This window comes from Brevundimonas aurifodinae (assembly GCF_040195595.1).
Taxonomy (GTDB): Bacteria; Pseudomonadota; Alphaproteobacteria; order Caulobacterales; family Caulobacteraceae; genus Brevundimonas; species Brevundimonas aurifodinae.
This window is the reverse complement of sequence record NZ_JBEGDD010000005.1, coordinates 79,606-96,145: the sequence shown is the minus strand read 5'-3', so window position 1 is coordinate 96,145 and position 16,540 is coordinate 79,606. Positions and strand designations below refer to the sequence as shown.

Below are 16,540 nucleotides of genomic sequence, written 5' to 3'. Positions count from 1 at the left end.
ATTCACGCTCTCGCTGGATCCTGGACCCTGATCCACGGCATCAGCGGAATCGCGAAGCGATTCCACCTCAGCCGATCAGGGTCTAGACGGGCAGTTTCAACTCGAAGGTCGTGCCGGTCGTGCCGGTCTCGACCAGACGCAGGTCGCCGCCGTGATTGGCGGCCAGCTCGCGCGAGATGGTCAGGCCCAGGCCCGTCCCGTCCGAGCCGCTGCCGCTGACGAAAGGCTCGAACAGGCGCTCGGACAGTCGAGGCGGAATGCCGGGCCCGTCGTCGGCCAGGCGGATGACGACCCAGCCCTCCTCCTGCTCGGCGGAGACCGTGACGGTCCCCATCGCGCCGCGCCGGCTGGGCTTGCGCGTGGCGTCGGCCTCGATGGCCTGACGCGCGTTCCGCATCAGATTGACCAGGATGCGGTGCAGCTGGTCGCCGTCGGCCTGGACGGAGAACCGGGCGGGGATGACCCTGGCCAGCCGCACGCTCTGCGGGTCCAGGCCCGCGTCCTCGGCGGCGGCGACCACGGCTGGGCCCAGGGCGATGCGGTCGATGACGGGGGCCGGTTCCTCGGACTTGCCGTAGTCCAGGACGTTCCTGGCGAGCGCCGCCGCCCGCCCCAGGGCCCGCTCCAGCCGGGGCAGGGCCTTGGCGACCTGGGGGTCGGGCGAGGCCGCCAACCTCTCAGAGGCAAGCTGGGCGGAGGTCAGCATGTTGCGGAGGTCGTGGTTGATCTTGGCCACCGCCTGTCCCAGCGCCACCAGCCGGGACCGGGCGCGCAGGGACTGGCGGACCTCCTCCTGCATCCGGGCCAGTTCACGTTCGACCCGGCCGATCTCGTCCTGGCGGTCCGACGGCTCCGGCCCGGGCTGGAGCGGATCGGCCGCGAAGCTCTCGATCGATCGGGTCACGCGGCGAAGGGGGCGCAGCACGAGGAAGGCCAGGCCTGCGTACAGAAGGCCCCCCGCCGCCGCAGAGATGATCAGCGACACCAGAAGGCTGTTCAGCAGGAAGGCGCGCAGCTCCAGCCTCAGCGGTTCGGCGGGCGCGACCACGTCGATGAAGTCGCCGGTACGGTAGCGCGGGGCGGCGCGGACGCGGATCGAACGGTCAGGGCCCGCCATCAGGGTCTCGATCGGCTCCCACAGCCGGGCCCCGGTGTTGCGCCGTCGCAGGTCGATGAAGTCCGGCGCGCGGGGCAGGTCCGGCGCGCGCAGCAGCTGGCGCATCACCCCCTGGTCGGAGATGGCGACGGCCGAAACGCCGCCGATGCGCAGCAGCTGTTCGGCCGTCTCGTCATCGACGGCGTTGTAGGGCAGGGCCTCGACGCCGACCGAGGCCAGTTCGGCGGCCTGAAGCCGGTCCTGGAGCCAGGTCTCGTGGAAGTTGGCGGCGTTGGGCAGCATGATCAGGGCCCCCACCGCCAGGGTGAACAGGACGGTCAGGATCAGAAGCCGCGACTGCAGCCCGTCCGGGGGATTGATCCGCAGCCGTCCACGCCAGTCCGTGGAGGTCAGCAGGCGGTTCAGAAGGCCGCCGGGGCTGTCGGGCGGCGCGCTCACGGTGTCGCGGCCCCCGGCAGGCGGCGCTGCACGGCCTTCAACGCCAGCGGCAGGATGACCGCCAGGACGAATACCCCCAACATGGGGGCCCAGAATTGGCCGAACAGGGCCTGGACGTCCGGGTTCGGGTCGTCGGCCAGCAGAGTGTTCAGCCGTGCCCCGATCCAGCAGTAGATGATGTGGGCGGGCAGAAGGCCGATGACTGTCGCCATGGTGTACGGTGCCAGTCGAACCGCCATGATCCCGGCCGCCACATTGATCATGTGGAACGGCACCACGACCGCGAGGCGTGAGGCCAGGACATACCAGAAAGTGTCCTTGTCGATGGTCTGGCAGACCTTGCGCAACAGGCCTTCGTCGCGTTCGGCCTTGCGACGCAGCTCCTCGCCCAGCGCCGAACGGGCGACGGCGTAGACGATCAGGGCGCCGACCGTGGCGGCGATCGAGGTCGAGATCCCGCCGACCCAGGGTCCGAACAGATAGCCGGCGGTGATGGTCAGAAAGAAGACGCCGGGCACGACGCTGGCCGTCAGCACGGCGAAGGCCGCCATCATCAGCAGCAGGGCGACCCCATAGTTGTCGGCCGTGAAGGCCCGAAGCGCCCCGCCGTGCTCGCGCAGGGTGTCCAGCGAGAGATAGCGGTTCCAGCCCATGGCGAAGATCAGCGCGATCACCGCGCCGAGCAGAACAAGGGGGACGAACCGGGACAGACGCTTCATAGTCATTCCAACGCCCGAAACCCCGGGTCCGGCCGGTCTGTCGGCGTTGACAGCCGCGACCATGGCCCTTATACGCCCGCCCTTCCCGCGACGGACGCCTTCTTGGTCCGGCCGCGCCATTGTATTCAACGTCAGGAGCCGACCGTGAAGCGGACCTATCAGCCGTCGCGACTCGTGCGCAAGCGCCGTCACGGCTTCCGTTCGCGGATGGCCACCAAGAACGGCGCCAAGATCGTCGCCCGCCGCCGCGCCAAGGGCCGCAAGCGCCTGACGGCGTAAGCATTGCCCTTCTCCCCTTGCGGGAGAAGGTGGCCGAGCGCAGCGAGGTCGGATGAGGGGTGCAACTCGGTTTCGCCGATGAGCCTCTCGACCGACCAGAGCCTTCGTCGCGCCGTACCCCTCATCCGGCCCTCCGGGCCACCTTCTCCCGCAAGGGGGGAAGGGACGTGAAGGGATCGCCGATTCAAAGCCAACCCACAATCCGACGCCTGACCAAGCGGCCCCAGTTCCTGGCGGCCGCGAAGGGCGTTTCGCTGTCGCGTGGCGCGGTCTTCATCCAGAGGCTGGACCGCCGGGACGAAGACCCCGCGATCGGCGTCGGCTTCACCGCCACGCGCAAGATCGGCGGGGCGGTGGTCCGCAATCGGGCCAAGCGGCGTCTGCGTGAGGCGGCGCGGGCGCTGGTGCCCCTGCATGGCGTGGCTGGAAGCGACTATGTACTGGTCGCGCGCCAGGGCACGGCGGATCGCCCGTGGGACCGTCTGCTTGACGATGTGGCGTCTGCCCTTACAAGGCTGGCCACGCTCGGCGGCGCGGACCCCTCGCGTTCGCGCGCCCCGGTGCCCATCTCCGATCTCCCGACCCCTCAGGACCGCTGACCCGCATGAAGAACGAGAACACGCGCAACACGGTGATCTTCATCGTGTGCACGGCGGCGATCCTGCTCTTGTATCAGATCTTCGTCCTCGGACCGCAGGCCGAGCAGCAGCGCGCGGCCGCCCTGGCCAGCCAGGCCGAGCGGACGGTCGATGCCGACGGCGACCTGGCCGTGCCGACCACGGCGCCGGCCCCTTCAGCAGCCATATTCACCGAGGACCGCGCCGAGGCCCTGGGCGGCGTCGCGCGCGTGCCGATCCGCACCGGTCGTCTGCAGGGCTCGCTGTCGCTGCAGGGCGGGCGGATCGACGACCTGTTCCTGACCGACTACCGCGAGACGCTGGACGATCCCGCCCCGGTCGAGCTGTTCCGGCCGCAGGGGATGGAGCACGCCTTCCTGGCCCAGTTCGGCTGGACCGGCCCCAATGTCGTGGGCGGCGTTCCCGGGCCCAACACCCTCTGGCGGCTGACCGGCGGATCGACCCTGACGGCCGCCACCCCCGTCACCCTGACCTGGGACAACGGCCAGGGCCTGCGCTTCACCCGCGTGGTCTCGGTGGACGAGAACTACATGTTCACCCTGACCGACACGGTCGCCAACCTGGGCGCCGCGCCGATCGTCATCGCCCCCTATGGCCGGATCGAGCGCCAGGGCGTGCCCGACACCCTGGGCAAGAACCAGATCCTGCACGAGGGCGGCATCGGCACTTTCGGCGAACCCGGCGACTACGCCACCACCCAGCTGAAGTACGGCGACTGGACCAAGAAGCCGCGCGAACAGTTCGAATCCACCGGCGGCTGGCTGGGCATCACGGACAAATACTGGCTGGCGGCCCTGATCCCCGATCAGAACGAGACGGTCGAGGCCGAGTTCGTCGCGCGTGACGCCGGCGGTGTGGCGCTGCGCGAGGCGCGCATTCTGGGCGAGGCGCGGACGATCAATCCGGGCCGCCAGATCACCGAGACCCAGCGTCTGTTCGCCGGCGCCAAGCGGAACGAGATCCTGTCCGATTACGAAGAAGCGCTCGGTCTGCCGCGCTTCGTCTACGCCATCGACTGGGGCTTCCTGTTCTTCCTGACGCGTCCGATCTTCCTGCTGGTGCACTGGTTCCAGGGGCTGGTCGGCAACTTCGGCGTCGCCATCCTGCTGCTGACCCTGACCATCAAGCTGATCATGTTCCCGCTGGCCAACAAGAGCTACGAGAGCCTGTCGAAGATGCGCAAGCTCCAGCCGCAGATGGAGAAGATCAAGACGCAGTTCAAAGACGACCCCCAGAAGCAGCAGCAGGAGACGATGGCGCTCTATCAGCGCGAGAAGATCAATCCGCTGGCGGGCTGCCTGCCCATCCTGGTCCAGATCCCGGTCTTCTATGCCCTGTACAAGGTGCTGTTCGTCACCATCGAGATGCGGCACGCGCCCTTCTTCGGCTGGATCCGCGACCTGTCGGCGCCCGATCCGACCAACATCTGGACCCTGTTCGGCCTGATCCCGTGGGATCCGGGTTCGCTGCCCCTGTTGGGGTCGCTCCTGACCAACTCCGGCGGGGGCTTCACCCTGGGCCTGAGCGTGCTGGCCATCTTCTACGGATTCACCATGTGGCTGCAGCAGGCGATGAACCCGCCCATGCCCGATCCGGTCCAGCGCCAGATCTTCGCGTGGATGCCGGTGGTGTTCACCTTCATCATGGCGGTCTTCCCGGCGGGCTTGCTGGTCTACTGGGCCTGGAACAACGTGCTCTCGATCGCCCAGCAGTATTTCATCATGCACCGCTTCGGGGCCGAGAACCCGATCGACGATTTCATCGCCAGGCTGAAGAACAAACCGGCATGACGGAGTATTCCGACGAAGACCTCGAGGCCGCGCGGGTGCTGTTCGCGCGGCCGGCGACCTTCGTCCTGGGGTGCGCCAAGATCGAGCAACTGCCCGAGCCCGACCTGCCCGAGATCGCCTTCGCCGGCCGCTCCAACGTCGGCAAGTCCAGCCTGATCAACGGTCTGGTCGGCATGTCCAAGCTGGCGCGGGCCTCCAACGAGCCGGGCCGCACGCGCGAGGTCAACTTCTTCGACCTGGACGGCAAGATGCGGCTGGTCGACCTGCCCGGCTACGGCTGGGCCAAGGCGTCCAAATCGACGGTGCGTCAGTTCCAGAACCTGGGCCGGGACTATCTGCGTGGCCGGGTGACGCTGAAGCGGGTCTATCTGCTGATCGACAGCCGCCATGGGCTGAAGAGCGTCGACACCGAGGCGCTGGATGCGCTGGACCTGGCGGCGGTCAGCTATCAGATCGTTCTGACCAAGGCCGACAAGATCAAGGCCCACGAGCGCGAGACGGTGCGCGAGGCGACGTTGAAAGCGGTGTCCAAGCGGCCCGCCGCCTTCCCCGCCGTCGCCGTGACTTCGGCCGAGAAGGGGATGGGCCTGCCCGAGCTCCGCGCCGAGATCATGCGGACGACCGGCGCCGAACTCTAGCCGCGCGGCGAGCGTTAGCGCCCTATCAGGCGAAGACGCCCGCCAGCTGCAGGCCCTGAAAGCCCGCGAGCAGGATCAGCAGACCGCCGACACCATAGGTCAGGGCCTGACGGGGCAGGGTCTTGGTGATCCACCCCGCGAAAGGCGCGGCCAGAAGCCCCCCCACGACCAGTCCGCCGATGGCGGCGGCGTGGTTCTCGAGCGCGCCCGCCTCTTCCCAATGGCCGGTGAGCAGCGACCAGACGAAGGTGGCTGAGATGGCCACGGTCAGGAAGAACTCCGCGGTGTTCACCGTGCCGATGGCGCGGCGCGGTTCGGCCCCGGCGCCCACCATGGTCGAGGAGACCGTGGGGCCCCAGCCGCCACCGCCGATGGCGTCCAGAAAGCCGCCGATCAGCCCCAGGGGGGCCACGGCCCACTGATGGATGCGCCTTGGCTTCACGTCGTGGCCGGCCTTCCACAGGATGTAGACGCCCATGACGGCGAGGTAGGCGATGATGAAGGGCTTGACCACGTCGCCCTCCAGGCCCGCGAGGACGTAGGCTCCCACGATGCCGCCGATCACGCCGGCGATCGCCAGGGGGACGAACAGCCGCCACTCGACGTTCTTGTGCAGGACATGCGAACTGGCCGAAGCGGCGGTGGTGAAGACTTCGGCCCCGTGGACACTGGCCGAGGCGACCGAGGGCGGCACGCCGAGCGCCAGCAGCACGGACGAGGAAATGACGCCATAGGCCATGCCCAGGGCCCCATCCACGGCCTGAGCGACCACACCGACCAGCATAAACGTCAGGAAGGTGTCCATTCGGGCCTCGGAAGGTCGCCGATCGCGCCCCACGGCACAGCTAATGCGTAAGCTGCGGTCTGGTAACGGGGGGCGGCGTCGAATTTTTCTGTCCGTCTACCGCAGTCCTCCGCCGCATCGACAGTCCGCGCCACGCGCGATATGGGTCCGCCCCTTCGCTGAAACCGGTCCTTTTCCCCTTTGCGTCTGCCCCAGTCCAAGCTCGATCAGGTCCTCGACCGCTTCCACCAGGTGGAGGCGCGGATGGGGGCGGCCACCGATGGCCAGGAGATCGTGCGCCTGTCCAAGGAGCACGCCGAGATGAAGCCGGTCGCCGACGCCGTCATGGCGCTGGCGCGGGCCCGGTCCGATATCGAGGAGCTGCAGGCCATGGCGGCCGACCCCGAGATGGCGGCCATGGCGGCCGACGAGCTGGAGGTATTGAACGCCCGGCTGCCGGACATGGAGCGCGATGTCGCCCTGCTCCTGGCACCGCGCGACGCCGACGAGAACGCCTCGGCCGTGCTGGAAGTCCGCGCCGGCACCGGCGGCGATGAGGCGGCCCTGTTCGCCGGCGACCTGTTCCGCATGTACAGCCGCTATGCCTCCACCCGCGGCTGGCGGGTCGAGATCGACAGTGCGACCGAAGGCGAGGTCGGGGGCTACAAGGAGATCATCGCCACCGTGACGGGCGATGGCGTGTTCGGCCGCCTGAAGTTCGAAAGCGGCGTCCACCGGGTCCAGCGCGTGCCCACGACCGAGGCCGGCGGGCGTATCCACACCTCGGCGGCGACGGTGGCGGTCCTGCCCGAGGTCGAGGACGTCGAGATCGACATTCAGGACAAGGACATCCGCATCGACACCTACCGGGCCTCGGGCTCGGGCGGGCAGCACGTCAACAAGACGGATTCAGCCGTGCGCATCACCCACCTGCCGACCGGCATCGTGGTGACGTCGTCCGAGAAGTCCCAGCACGTCAATCGCGACAAGGCGATGAAGAACCTGCGGGTGCGCCTGTACGACCAGCAGCGCCAGGCCAAGGACGCGGCCCGGTCGGACGCGCGCAAATCCCAGGTCGGGTCCGGCGACCGGTCAGAGCGCATCCGGACCTACAACTTCCCGCAGGGGCGGGTCAGCGACCACCGGATCAACCTGACCCTGCACAGCCTGCCGCAGATTCTGGAAGGGGACCTCGACCCCCTGCTGAACGCCCTGATCGCCGAGGATCAGGCCGCGCGGCTGTCCGATCTCGAGGCGGAATTCGCCTGAGGTCAGGCGGTTTCGTCTTCGGGCGGCTGCCAGTCGGGGTGATCGACGTCTTCGCCCCGGGCCTTGGCTTCCTTCTTGGCCAGCTTGGCGGCGGCCTTGCGGGCGGCCTTTTCGGCGTCGGCCTTGTCGCGTTCCATCCGCTCGAAGCTATAGTTGGGTTTTCTGGCCATGGGCGTCCTTTTTGTTGGCGCTAACGCTCGGCTCGCATTCCTCGAAAGGATTTTGGGCCTCGCTGCTTGAGCGCGGAGTGTCGTCCCGGCGAAAGCCGTCGGCGCTATGCCCCAATGTGGGGTGGTCCGGCCGTTCAGTCCACCGCGATGATTTCGACCGACTGTCCGGCGACCGTCGCCTCGTCGCCGACGCCCTTGCCGATCAGGGCGCGCGTCAGGGGCGAGACATGGCTGACCGAGCCGTTCGCGGGATCGGCCTCGTCCTCGCCGACGATGCGCCAGGTCTGGGTGCGGCCGTCGTCGCGCTCGATGGTGACGGAGCCGCCGAAGCGGACGCGACCGTCGGCGGGGCTCTCTACCACCTGGGCGGTGGCGCGGCGGGCGGACCAGTAGCGCAGGTCGCGCGTGGCGCGAGCCATGGCGGTGCGGTCGGCCTCGATCGAACCCCTGGCCTGGGCGGCGGCATAGGCTGCGCGCGCCTCCGCCAGGGCGGCGTCGATGGCCGCCAGCCCGGCGGGCGTGACCAGATTGGGATGCGGAGAGATCGGGCGGTCCGGCAGATCGGCCGCCGTGGCCTCCAGATCCTCCTCGCGGGTGAAGGCGACGCTCATGGGGTCCAAGCGTATGCGGCACACGGACGTTCCGCCGCAAGCGTCTCCCTCCCCCTTGGGGGAGGGCAGGTCGCGAAGCGACCGGGTGGGGCGGTCCAGAGGCCGTCGGGGCCGCCCCCACCCGGCCTCGCTGCGCTCAGCCACCCTCCCCGGGACGGGGAGGGAGACGAGCCTTTCCCGCCGCGCTACACCCCGCCGATGAGCAGCCTCGACCCCGTCCATGTCATCGGCGCCGGCCCGGCCGGGCTGATGGCTGCCGAGACGCTGGCCCGGGGCGGGGCCAGGGTGGTGGTGCACGACCGCATGCCGTCGGTGGGCCGCAAGTTCCTGATGGCCGGTCGCGGCGGGCTCAATCTGACCCACTCCGAGGCCCCGGACGCCTTCGTCGGCCGCTATGGCGAGCGCCGGGCAGAGATCGCGCCGTGGCTCGAGGCTTTCTCCCAGAGCGACCTGATCGCCTGGGCCGAGGGGCTGGGGCAACCGACCTTCGTCGGGTCGTCGGGCCGCGTGTTCCCCCGGGCGATGAAGGCCTCGCCCCTGCTGCGGGCCTGGCTCGCACGTCTGGCGGATCTGGGCGTCGAGGTCCGCGCGCGGTCTCGCTGGATCGGCTGGCGCGACGGCGACTTAGTGTTCGAGACACCGGCGGGCGAGCGGGTGGAGCGCCCTTCTGCGACCGTGCTGGCCTTGGGCGGGGCGAGCTGGCCCCGGCTGGGGTCGGATGGAGCGTGGGTCCCCTGGCTGGAGGGCGCGGGCGTGCCGGTCCAGCCCCTGGTGCCCGCCAACGCAGGCTTCGACGTGGATTGGTCGCCGGTCCTGATCGACCGGTTCGCCGGGGCGGTGCTGAAGCCCGCGGCGCTGAGCTTCGGCGGACAGACGGTCCGGGGCGAGTTGATCGTCACCCGCTATGGCATCGAAGGCGGGGCGGTCTATGCCCTGTCGGCGGCGCTGCGAGAGGCGATCGCCCGGGACGGATCGGCGATCCTGACGGTCGATCTGCGTCCGGACCTGACCGAGGAGGCGCTAGCCGAACGGCTGGCGCGGCCACGCGGCAAGGACAGCGTCACCAACCATCTGAGGAAGGCGGGGGGCCTGTCGCCGGTCGCCGTCGCCATCCTGCGCGAGATCGGCGAGGTGCCGCCGGGCGCGCCCAAGCTGGCCAAGCGGATCAAGGCGGTGCGGCTGACGCTGACCGGGATCCAGGGTCTGGAGCGGGCCATTTCCTCGGCGGGCGGGGTGCGGTTCGAGGGCGTCGGTCCATCGTTGATGCTGACGGCGCGGCCGGGGGTCTTCGTCGCCGGGGAGATGATCGACTGGGAGGCCCCGACCGGCGGCTATCTGTTGCAGGCCAGCCTGGCCTCGGGCGTCGTCGCCGGGCACGGCGCGCTGGAGTGGCAGGCGTCGCAATCGGCCGCTAGGGAAGGCGCATGACCGACCTGCCCGACATCTCCGGCCACTGCCCGCCGCGTCTGTCCGCCGTGAAGGACGCCTTCGCCGACAACTTCACCGATGCGCCCGACGGGCTCAACGAACAGGCGGCGCGGTTTTCGGTGGTGATCGAGGGCGAGGTCGTCGTCGACCTGTGGGCGGGTCACGCCGATCCGGCCGGGGCGGTACCGGCGACCGAGCGGACGCTGATGCCCGTTTTCTCGACCGGCAAGGCGGTGATGGCGCTGCTGATGGCCTCGGCCGTGGAGCGCGGCAAGCTGGCCTATGAGGAGAAGATCGCCCACCTGTGGGCCGCCTTCGGCGCGAACGGCAAAGGGGAGGTGACGGTGGCCCAGCTGCTGTCACACCAGTCGGGCCTGCCGGGCTTTTCCGAGACGGTGGAGCCGGCGATCTGGTTCGACCGGCAGGCGGTGCTGGACCGGCTGTCGGCCCAGGCCCCGATGTGGCCGCCGGGCACGGGCTCGGGCTATCACCCCATCACCGTCGGCTATCTGGCCAATGAGGTGTTCCGTCTGGCGGACGGGCGGACCCTGGGGCGGGCCCTGGCCGAGGACTTCGCCCGGCCGTTCGATCTGGACCTGTGGATCGGCCTGCCCGTGGCCGAACATGGGCGGGTCGCGGCGCTGAGGAAGCCGTCCAAGGCGACGGACCTGGGGACCATCGACGCGATCAAGAAGGCGGCTTTCCTCGACAAGGGCTCGGCCCCCGGCGGGCGAGGCTCGGCCGAGTGGCGCTCCATCGAGATCCCCTCGGCCAACCTGCACGGCACAGCGCGGGATCTGGCGCGGATCTTGGGCATCGTCGCCAACGACGGGATGCTGGACGGAAAGCGGGTGCTGTCGCCGACCGTCCTCGCCGAGGCGACGCGCGAGCGGGTGGCGGGCCAGGACAAGGTCCTGCCCTTCGTCATGAGCTGGGCGGCGGGGTTCACGCGGAACGCCGGTCTGGACATCTTCGGCCCGAACCCGGAGGCGGTGGGCCACTGCGGCTGGGGCGGCTCCTGCGCCTTCGCCGATCCGGCCAAGAAGCTCTCGGCGGCCTATGCCATGACCCGCCAGTCGCCCTATCTGATCGGCGACCCTCGCGCGCAACGGTTGATCCAGGCGCTTTACGCGGCCTTCTGAGGCCGACCGGGCGCGGTCAGGAGGCCGATCGCCCCGGCGAGGATGGCGCAGGCCCCGGACACGGTCATCACCGCGCGGAAGGCCGCGTGAAAGGCGTCGATGGCGGCCTCCTCCAGCCCGCCGTCGCCCGCCATGACCTGGCCCAGGGTCGCGCGCGCGTCCGGCTGGTCCAGCAGGGCCACGAACACCGCCGACAGGACGACGCCCAGCAGGGCCACGGCCAGCAGACCCGCCACCCGCGCCACGGCGTTGTTGACGCCGGAGGCGACGCCCGTCTTGCCCGGTTCGACCGCCCCCATCACCGCCCCCGTCAGGGGGCCGACGGCCAGGGTCATGCCGATCGCCATGACCGTCATCCCCGCCAGAGGCCCGTCGATATATCCAGCCCCGCGCCCGGGAAGGGCGAGCATCAGAAGGCCGATGCCTGCCAGCACAGGACCGACGCCGAGCGACAGCCGCGCGCCGAAGCGATCGGCGATCCGCCCCGCCAGGCCCGAGAACAGCCCCATGACCACGGCGAAAGGAAGCATGGCCGCCCCCGCCTCGGTCGCGCTCCACCCCTGAACCCGGATCAGGTCGAAGTGCAGGAAGAACATGGCGCCGCCCAGGGCGAAATAAAGCAGCAGGGTCAACAGGTTGATTCCACTGAACACGGACGACCGGAACAGGCTCAACGGCATCATCGGATGGGCTTCGCGCGCCTCGGCCCACAGAAAGCCTCCGAGCAGGCCCACCCCGCCGGCCAGGCCCGCCAGCACAGCGGGGGAGGTCCAGCCCAGATCCGGCGCGGCCGTCAGGCTCCAGGTCAGGGCGGCGAGGCCCGCCACGGCCAGCACCGCCCCCGGCACGTCCAGACCCCGGGCCTCGGGATCGCGGCTCTCCGGGACGCGGGCGGCCACCGCCACCGTCAGGGCCGCGAGGGGGACGTTGATCCAGAAGATGGCCCGCCAGTCCGCGTTGTCCGACAACCAGCCCCCGACCAGCGGCCCGGCCATGCCGAACAGGGCCCCGGCCCCGGCCCAGGTCCCGAAGGCCCGCCCCCGTTCCTCGGGCGGAAAGCTCGCCCCGATCAGCGCCAGCGCCCCGGGCGTCAGCAGGGCGGCGCCGACGCCCTGGATCGCCCGGCCGACGATCAGCAACTCGGCCGTCGGAGTCAGGCCGCAGGCGACCGAGGCCAGGGCGAACAGGATCACGCCGATCAGGAAGACCCGCTTCCTGCCGAACCGGTCGCCCGCCGCGCCGCCGGTCAGGACCAGCGCCCCGAGCGTCAGCAGATAGGCGTTGGAAATCCATTGGGCCGCCGCCGGGCCCGCCCCCAGGTCCCGCTGGATGGCTGGCAGGGCGACGCCCAGGGCCGAGCCGTCGATGAAGGTCAGGGACGAGCCCAGGACGGTGGCGGCCAGGATGGCGCGCTTGCGGCTCGCGGAAAGGGGCGGGGTCCCGGCTGCGATCGACTGGACCTGACCGGCCTCGCAGGGCGGACGCTGGGGACCGTGCATGACGCCTCCGGGTTGGACCGGAAGGCTAGACCGGCTGGGCGGCCTCGGCGAGGGCCCTCCGGGCCGCCCGGGCCCGCATGATGGCGGCGGCGGCGAAGACGCCTGCGCCGAGCCAGATGAAGGCAAAGGACACGCCTCTCAGCACGGTGAAATCCTCGCCCGTGGCCAGGCCGACGCAGAACTGCAGCGTGGGCGCCAGGAACTGGATGAAGCCCATGGTCGACAGGGGCATCCGTCGGGCGGCGAAGGCGAACAGGGCCAGGGGCAGAACCGTCGCCGGGCCGTTCAGCAGGGCCCAGCCGAAACCCTCGGCCGAGGCGAAGCCGTGCCCCTGACCCGCCATCTGCAGCCAGGCGACATAGGCGATCCCGAACGGCACCAGGATCAGGCATTCGATGAACAGCCCGGCCTGGGCCTCGACCGGCACCCGCTTCTTGATGACGCCATAGGCCCCGAAGCTGAAGGCCAGCATCAGGCTGATCCACGGTGGGCGGCCCAGCGCCAGGGCCTGGAACAGCACGCCCACCGCCGCCAGGCCGATGGCCACCCAGCCCCAGCGGTCGATCCGCTCGCGGAACAACCACAGCCCCACGACCATGTTGAGCAGCGGGTTGATGTAGTAGCCCAGGCTGGCTTCCAGCGTGGCCTGGTGCGTCGTGGCCCAGACATAGACGCCCCAGTTGAAGGCGATCAGCACCGTGGCGAGCGCCAGCCAGGCCAGGGTGCGCGGCTGCGACAGCGCCGTCCGCACCTGCCCGGACTGGCTGGCGAGCAGGACCAGCCCGCCAGCGAAGAGCACCGACCACAGGGCGCGGTGCGACAGGATTTCGGCCGAGTCGAAACCGATCGCCGCCTGTCCCATGAACAGCAACGGCATGAAGCCCCAGATGACGTAACATCCTAGGGCGGACAGGAAGGGGGCCTGGGCTTTGGAGACGGTCATGAGGTTATCCCCTCTCCCGGGCGGGAAAGGGTGATCAGACCGTGATCGACCGATAGCCGCTCTTGGGCTTGATGGTCCCCGTCTCGTCCAGAAGCTGGGCGATCTGGACGGCGTTCAGGGCCGCGCCCTTCCTCAGATTGTCCGAAACCACCCAGAAGCACAGACCGTTCTCGACCGTGTGGTCCTTGCGGATGCGGCTGACATAGACGGCGTGCTCGCCGGCGGCGTCGACGGGGGTGATGTAGCCGTCGTGTTCCTGCTTATCGACCACCAGGACGCCGGGGGCCTCGCGCAGGATAGCGCGGGCCTCGTCGGGGCTGATCGGCCGGTCGAACTCGACCGTCACGGCCTCGGAGTGGCCGACGAAGACCGGCACGCGCACGCAGGTCACCGTCAGCTTGATCGCCGGGTCCAGCATCTTGTGGGTCTCGTCCCACATCTTGGCTTCCTCGTCGGTATAGCCGTCGTCGCGGAACGACCCGATCATGGGAATGACGTTGAAGGCGATCTGCTTGGGGAACTTCTTGGGGCGCGCGTCGCCCAGGCCATAGATGGCCTTGGTCTGGTTCCACAGCTCGTCCATGCCCTCCTTCCCGGCCCCGGAAACGGACTGGTAGGTCGAGACGACCGCCCGCTTGATCTTCGCCGCGTCATGCAGGGGCTTCAGCGCCACGACCAGCTGGGCGGTCGAGCAGTTGGGGTTGGCGATGATGTTCTTCTTGGTCGCCAGTCTGATCGCGTCGGGGTTCACCTCGGGCACGATCAGAGGCACGTCCGGATCGCGCCGGAAGGCCGAGGAATTGTCGATCACGATCGGGCCCATCTTGCCGATCTTCTCGGACCATTCGCGCGAGACGTCGCCGCCGGCCGACATCAGGACGATGTCGACCTTGGAAAAGTCGAAGCTGTCGATGACCTCGCATTTGATGGTCTTGTCGCCCCAGGCCACCTCGATGCCCTTGGATTTGCGCGACGCCACGGCGTGCATCTCGTCCACGGGGAACTGCAGTTCCTCCAGGATGGTCAGCATTTCGCGCCCGACGTTGCCGGTCGCGCCCACGATGGCGATCTTGTAGCCCATGGCTGTTCCTTAATGCGCTAACGCTCGCGACGCGGTCGCTCGCTGCTTGAGCGCGGTTTGGGGAGTAGGCCGAACGCGAGCGCCCGGCTCGTCGCATTTATGCCTTCGCGTGTGCGAAGCAACCGCTTTTCAGCGGCGGCGGGCCTCGTTAAGCCCGCTTCTCATGGGATCCCGCACGCGTGCCGCCTATCAGAAACGGTTGAAGGACGGACGGCTGACGGCCGATCCGGCGCAGGCGGGGGCGGTCGACGCCCTGTCCCGGCTGGAGACGGACCTCGGCAAGCGGGGTCTGTTCGGAGGCCGGCCCGAGGTGCGCGGCGTCTATCTGTGGGGACCGCCGGGTCGGGGCAAGTCCATCCTGATGGATCTGTTCTTCGCCTGCGCGCCGGAGAAGCGAAAGACGCGCGCCCATTTTCACGCCTTCATGGGCCAGGTCCACGACCTGATCCGCCAGTGGCGTGAGGGCGACAAGCGCGCCCGGCAGGCTGTGTTCGGCACGCACAGGGGCGACGACCCGATCGAGCCGGTCGCGGCCCTGATCGCGTCGGAGGCGCGGCTGCTGTGCTTCGACGAGCTGCAGGTGACCGACATCGCCGACGCCATGATCCTCGGTCGGCTGTTCGACGCCCTGTTCGAGCGGAAGGTCGTGGTCTGCATCACGTCGAACCGCGCGCCGGACCAGCTCTACAAGGACGGGATCAACCGGCCGCTGTTCGTGCCCTTCATCGATCGCATCGTCGAACGTTGCCAGGTGGTGGAGCTGAAGGGCGCGCGCGACTGGCGGCTGGACCGGATGCGCGCGTCGCGGTTCTGGTACAACGGCGAAGGCGAGGCCCGGCGAACGGGCTTCGAAATGCTCTGGACCGATCTGAAGGGCGAGATGCCCGAATGCCCGGCGACGCTGCATATCCTCGGCCGTGACGTTACGATCCAGAGGACGGCGGGTGGGCTGGCGCGGGCGACGTTCTCCGAGCTCTGCGACCGGCCTCTGGGATCGCGCGACTATCTGGCGATCGCGGCGCGCTTCCACACCCTGTTCATCGAGGACATCCCTCTGCTGACCCCTGACAGGCGTCAGGCGGCGAACCGGTTCGTGACCCTGATCGACACCCTGTATGAGGCGCGCCGCCGTCTGGTCGCCCTGGCGGCAGGCGCGCCGGAGGCCCTCTATCCGGCCGGTGACGGAGCCTTCGAGTTCCAGCGGACAGTGTCGCGCCTCAATGAGATGCAGGGCGCGGCCTGGCTGGATCAGGCCCAGACCGAGACGCTGGACGCACCGGTCGTTGCGTCGCCGCAATCGGCGCTAGACTGACCGGATCGACCCTCAGGATTTCAAGATGAAGCTGTTCGCCCTGATCGCCGCCCCTGTCGCGGCCCTGAGCCTGCTGGTCCAGCCCGCCCTGGGTCAGGACACCGCGTCCGCGCGCTGGTCGGGCCTGCCGGTGGCCGAGATTACGGGCCGACTGACGGCGGCGGGGCTGACGGTGTCGGAGCCCCAGACCTCGGGTGATCGGGTCTATGTGCGGGTGGACGACGGACCGCTTCGCTGGGTCCTGACGCTGTTCTCCTGCACCGGAGGGGCCTGCCCCGACGTGCAGTTCACCGCCGCCTTCACAGGGCCCCAGGCGACCGAGGCCGTCATCGGCCGCTGGAACGGCGAGCGCCGCTTCGTGAAGGCCTTCTACGCCGCGCCGGAGGAGGGCACGACGGCGCCCGGTCAGGCGGTGGCGCAGTACGACGTGCTGCTGAACCAGGGCGGCGGCGGTGCCCAGTTGGACGACCACATTCAGGTGTGGCGCAGCCTTGCCATCGACCTCGGCCGGACGGTGAGCCCACAGGCGCAATAGTCTCCTCCCCGCGCCGAAGGCGGGGGGAGGTGGCAGCGAGCCCTTGCGAGCTGACGGAGGGGTTCTGAACGCGGCGCGATCGCGTGCGCGGCGCGAGCCCCTCTGTCTCTCCGCTTCGCTCCGAGCAACCTCCCCATCGCTGCGCGA

The 16,540-nt window shown here is 69.5% G+C and carries 17 protein-coding genes; 9 read left to right on the top strand and 8 right to left on the bottom strand.

Going from position 1 to position 16,540, the window contains the following annotated elements; translation table 11 throughout:
- Positions 1 to 82: 82 nt before the first annotated feature.
- A complete protein-coding gene (locus tag ABN401_RS07460) occupies positions 83 to 1,555 on the bottom strand; it encodes a sensor histidine kinase (RefSeq protein WP_349684209.1) in 1,473 nt (490 codons plus the stop codon).
- Positions 1,552 to 2,274: a TVP38/TMEM64 family protein gene (locus ABN401_RS07455; protein ID WP_349684208.1), complete on the bottom strand. Its 723-nt coding sequence runs from the start codon at positions 2,272 to 2,274 to the stop codon at positions 1,552 to 1,554. The genes ABN401_RS07460 and ABN401_RS07455 overlap by 4 nt, the downstream gene beginning before the upstream one ends.
- Positions 2,275 to 2,418: 144 nt before the next feature.
- On the opposite strand from ABN401_RS07455, the gene rpmH reads away from it, so the two are divergent.
- The 4 genes from rpmH to yihA all read left to right on the top strand — a co-directional run bounded on the left by rpmH (position 2,419) and on the right by yihA (position 5,619).
- A complete protein-coding gene (gene rpmH / locus ABN401_RS07450) occupies positions 2,419 to 2,553 on the top strand; it encodes a 50S ribosomal protein L34 (protein ID WP_029414875.1) in 135 nt (44 codons plus the stop codon).
- A gap of 182 nt (positions 2,554 to 2,735) precedes the next feature.
- Entirely contained in the window at positions 2,736 to 3,152 is a 417-nt protein-coding gene (locus ABN401_RS07445) for a ribonuclease P protein component (RefSeq protein WP_432763533.1), read from the top strand.
- A gap of 5 nt (positions 3,153 to 3,157) precedes the next feature.
- Complete coding sequence (gene yidC, locus ABN401_RS07440; RefSeq protein ID WP_349684206.1) at positions 3,158 to 4,981, top strand: membrane protein insertase YidC; 1,824 nt, start codon at positions 3,158 to 3,160, stop codon at positions 4,979 to 4,981.
- The gene (yihA, locus tag ABN401_RS07435) at positions 4,978 to 5,619 is read left to right on the top strand and encodes a ribosome biogenesis GTP-binding protein YihA/YsxC (RefSeq protein WP_349684205.1); all 642 of its coding nucleotides are present in this window, start codon (positions 4,978 to 4,980) and stop codon (positions 5,617 to 5,619) included. Before yidC ends, yihA begins: the two co-directional genes overlap by 4 nt.
- A gap of 25 nt (positions 5,620 to 5,644) precedes the next feature.
- Here yihA and ABN401_RS07430 read toward each other — a convergent pair whose 3' ends face one another.
- Positions 5,645 to 6,424 carry a sulfite exporter TauE/SafE family protein gene (locus ABN401_RS07430; protein WP_349684204.1) on the bottom strand — a complete coding sequence of 260 codons (780 nt, stop codon included), beginning with the start codon at positions 6,422 to 6,424 and terminating at the stop codon, positions 5,645 to 5,647.
- Positions 6,425 to 6,604: 180 nt separating this feature from the next.
- Here ABN401_RS07430 and prfA point away from each other — a divergent pair, with 180 nt between their 5' ends.
- Positions 6,605 to 7,672, top strand: a complete 1,068-nt coding sequence (prfA, locus tag ABN401_RS07425; RefSeq protein WP_349684203.1) for a peptide chain release factor 1 — start codon at positions 6,605 to 6,607, stop codon at positions 7,670 to 7,672.
- 2 nt (positions 7,673 to 7,674) lie between these two features.
- Here prfA and ABN401_RS07420 read toward each other — a convergent pair whose 3' ends face one another.
- Both ABN401_RS07420 and greA read right to left on the bottom strand, forming a co-directional pair.
- Positions 7,675 to 7,842 carry a hypothetical protein gene (locus ABN401_RS07420; protein ID WP_349684202.1) on the bottom strand — a complete coding sequence of 56 codons (168 nt, stop codon included), beginning with the start codon at positions 7,840 to 7,842 and terminating at the stop codon, positions 7,675 to 7,677.
- 134 nt (positions 7,843 to 7,976) lie between these two features.
- Positions 7,977 to 8,453, bottom strand: a complete 477-nt coding sequence (gene greA, locus ABN401_RS07415) for a transcription elongation factor GreA (RefSeq protein ID WP_349684201.1) — start codon at positions 8,451 to 8,453, stop codon at positions 7,977 to 7,979.
- 198 nt (positions 8,454 to 8,651) lie between these two features.
- Between greA and ABN401_RS07410 the strand changes: the two genes are divergently transcribed.
- Both ABN401_RS07410 and ABN401_RS07405 read left to right on the top strand, forming a co-directional pair.
- Entirely contained in the window at positions 8,652 to 9,881 is a 1,230-nt protein-coding gene (locus ABN401_RS07410) for a BaiN/RdsA family NAD(P)/FAD-dependent oxidoreductase (protein WP_349684200.1), read from the top strand.
- Positions 9,878 to 11,023: a serine hydrolase domain-containing protein gene (locus ABN401_RS07405; RefSeq protein WP_349684199.1), complete on the top strand. Its 1,146-nt coding sequence runs from the start codon at positions 9,878 to 9,880 to the stop codon at positions 11,021 to 11,023. Before ABN401_RS07410 ends, ABN401_RS07405 begins: the two co-directional genes overlap by 4 nt.
- Here ABN401_RS07405 and ABN401_RS07400 read toward each other — a convergent pair.
- The 3 genes from ABN401_RS07400 to ABN401_RS07390 are packed head-to-tail and all read right to left on the bottom strand — an operon-like array spanning position 11,008 to position 14,546.
- Complete coding sequence (locus ABN401_RS07400; RefSeq protein ID WP_349684198.1) at positions 11,008 to 12,522, bottom strand: MFS transporter; 1,515 nt, start codon at positions 12,520 to 12,522, stop codon at positions 11,008 to 11,010. The two genes, ABN401_RS07405 and ABN401_RS07400, sit on opposite strands and share 16 nt — an antisense overlap.
- 25 nt (positions 12,523 to 12,547) lie before the next feature.
- Positions 12,548 to 13,465: an EamA family transporter RarD gene (gene rarD / locus ABN401_RS07395; protein WP_349684197.1), complete on the bottom strand. Its 918-nt coding sequence runs from the start codon at positions 13,463 to 13,465 to the stop codon at positions 12,548 to 12,550.
- Positions 13,466 to 13,499: 34 nt separating this feature from the next.
- Complete coding sequence (locus ABN401_RS07390) at positions 13,500 to 14,546, bottom strand: aspartate-semialdehyde dehydrogenase (protein ID WP_349684196.1); 1,047 nt, start codon at positions 14,544 to 14,546, stop codon at positions 13,500 to 13,502.
- A gap of 163 nt (positions 14,547 to 14,709) precedes the next feature.
- On the opposite strand from ABN401_RS07390, the gene zapE reads away from it, so the two are divergent.
- Positions 14,710 to 15,858 carry a cell division protein ZapE gene (gene zapE / locus ABN401_RS07385; RefSeq protein WP_349684195.1) on the top strand — a complete coding sequence of 383 codons (1,149 nt, stop codon included), beginning with the start codon at positions 14,710 to 14,712 and terminating at the stop codon, positions 15,856 to 15,858.
- 25 nt (positions 15,859 to 15,883) lie between these two features.
- Positions 15,884 to 16,393 carry a YbjN domain-containing protein gene (locus ABN401_RS07380; RefSeq protein WP_349684194.1) on the top strand — a complete coding sequence of 170 codons (510 nt, stop codon included), beginning with the start codon at positions 15,884 to 15,886 and terminating at the stop codon, positions 16,391 to 16,393.
- Positions 16,394 to 16,540 lie beyond the last annotated feature (147 nt).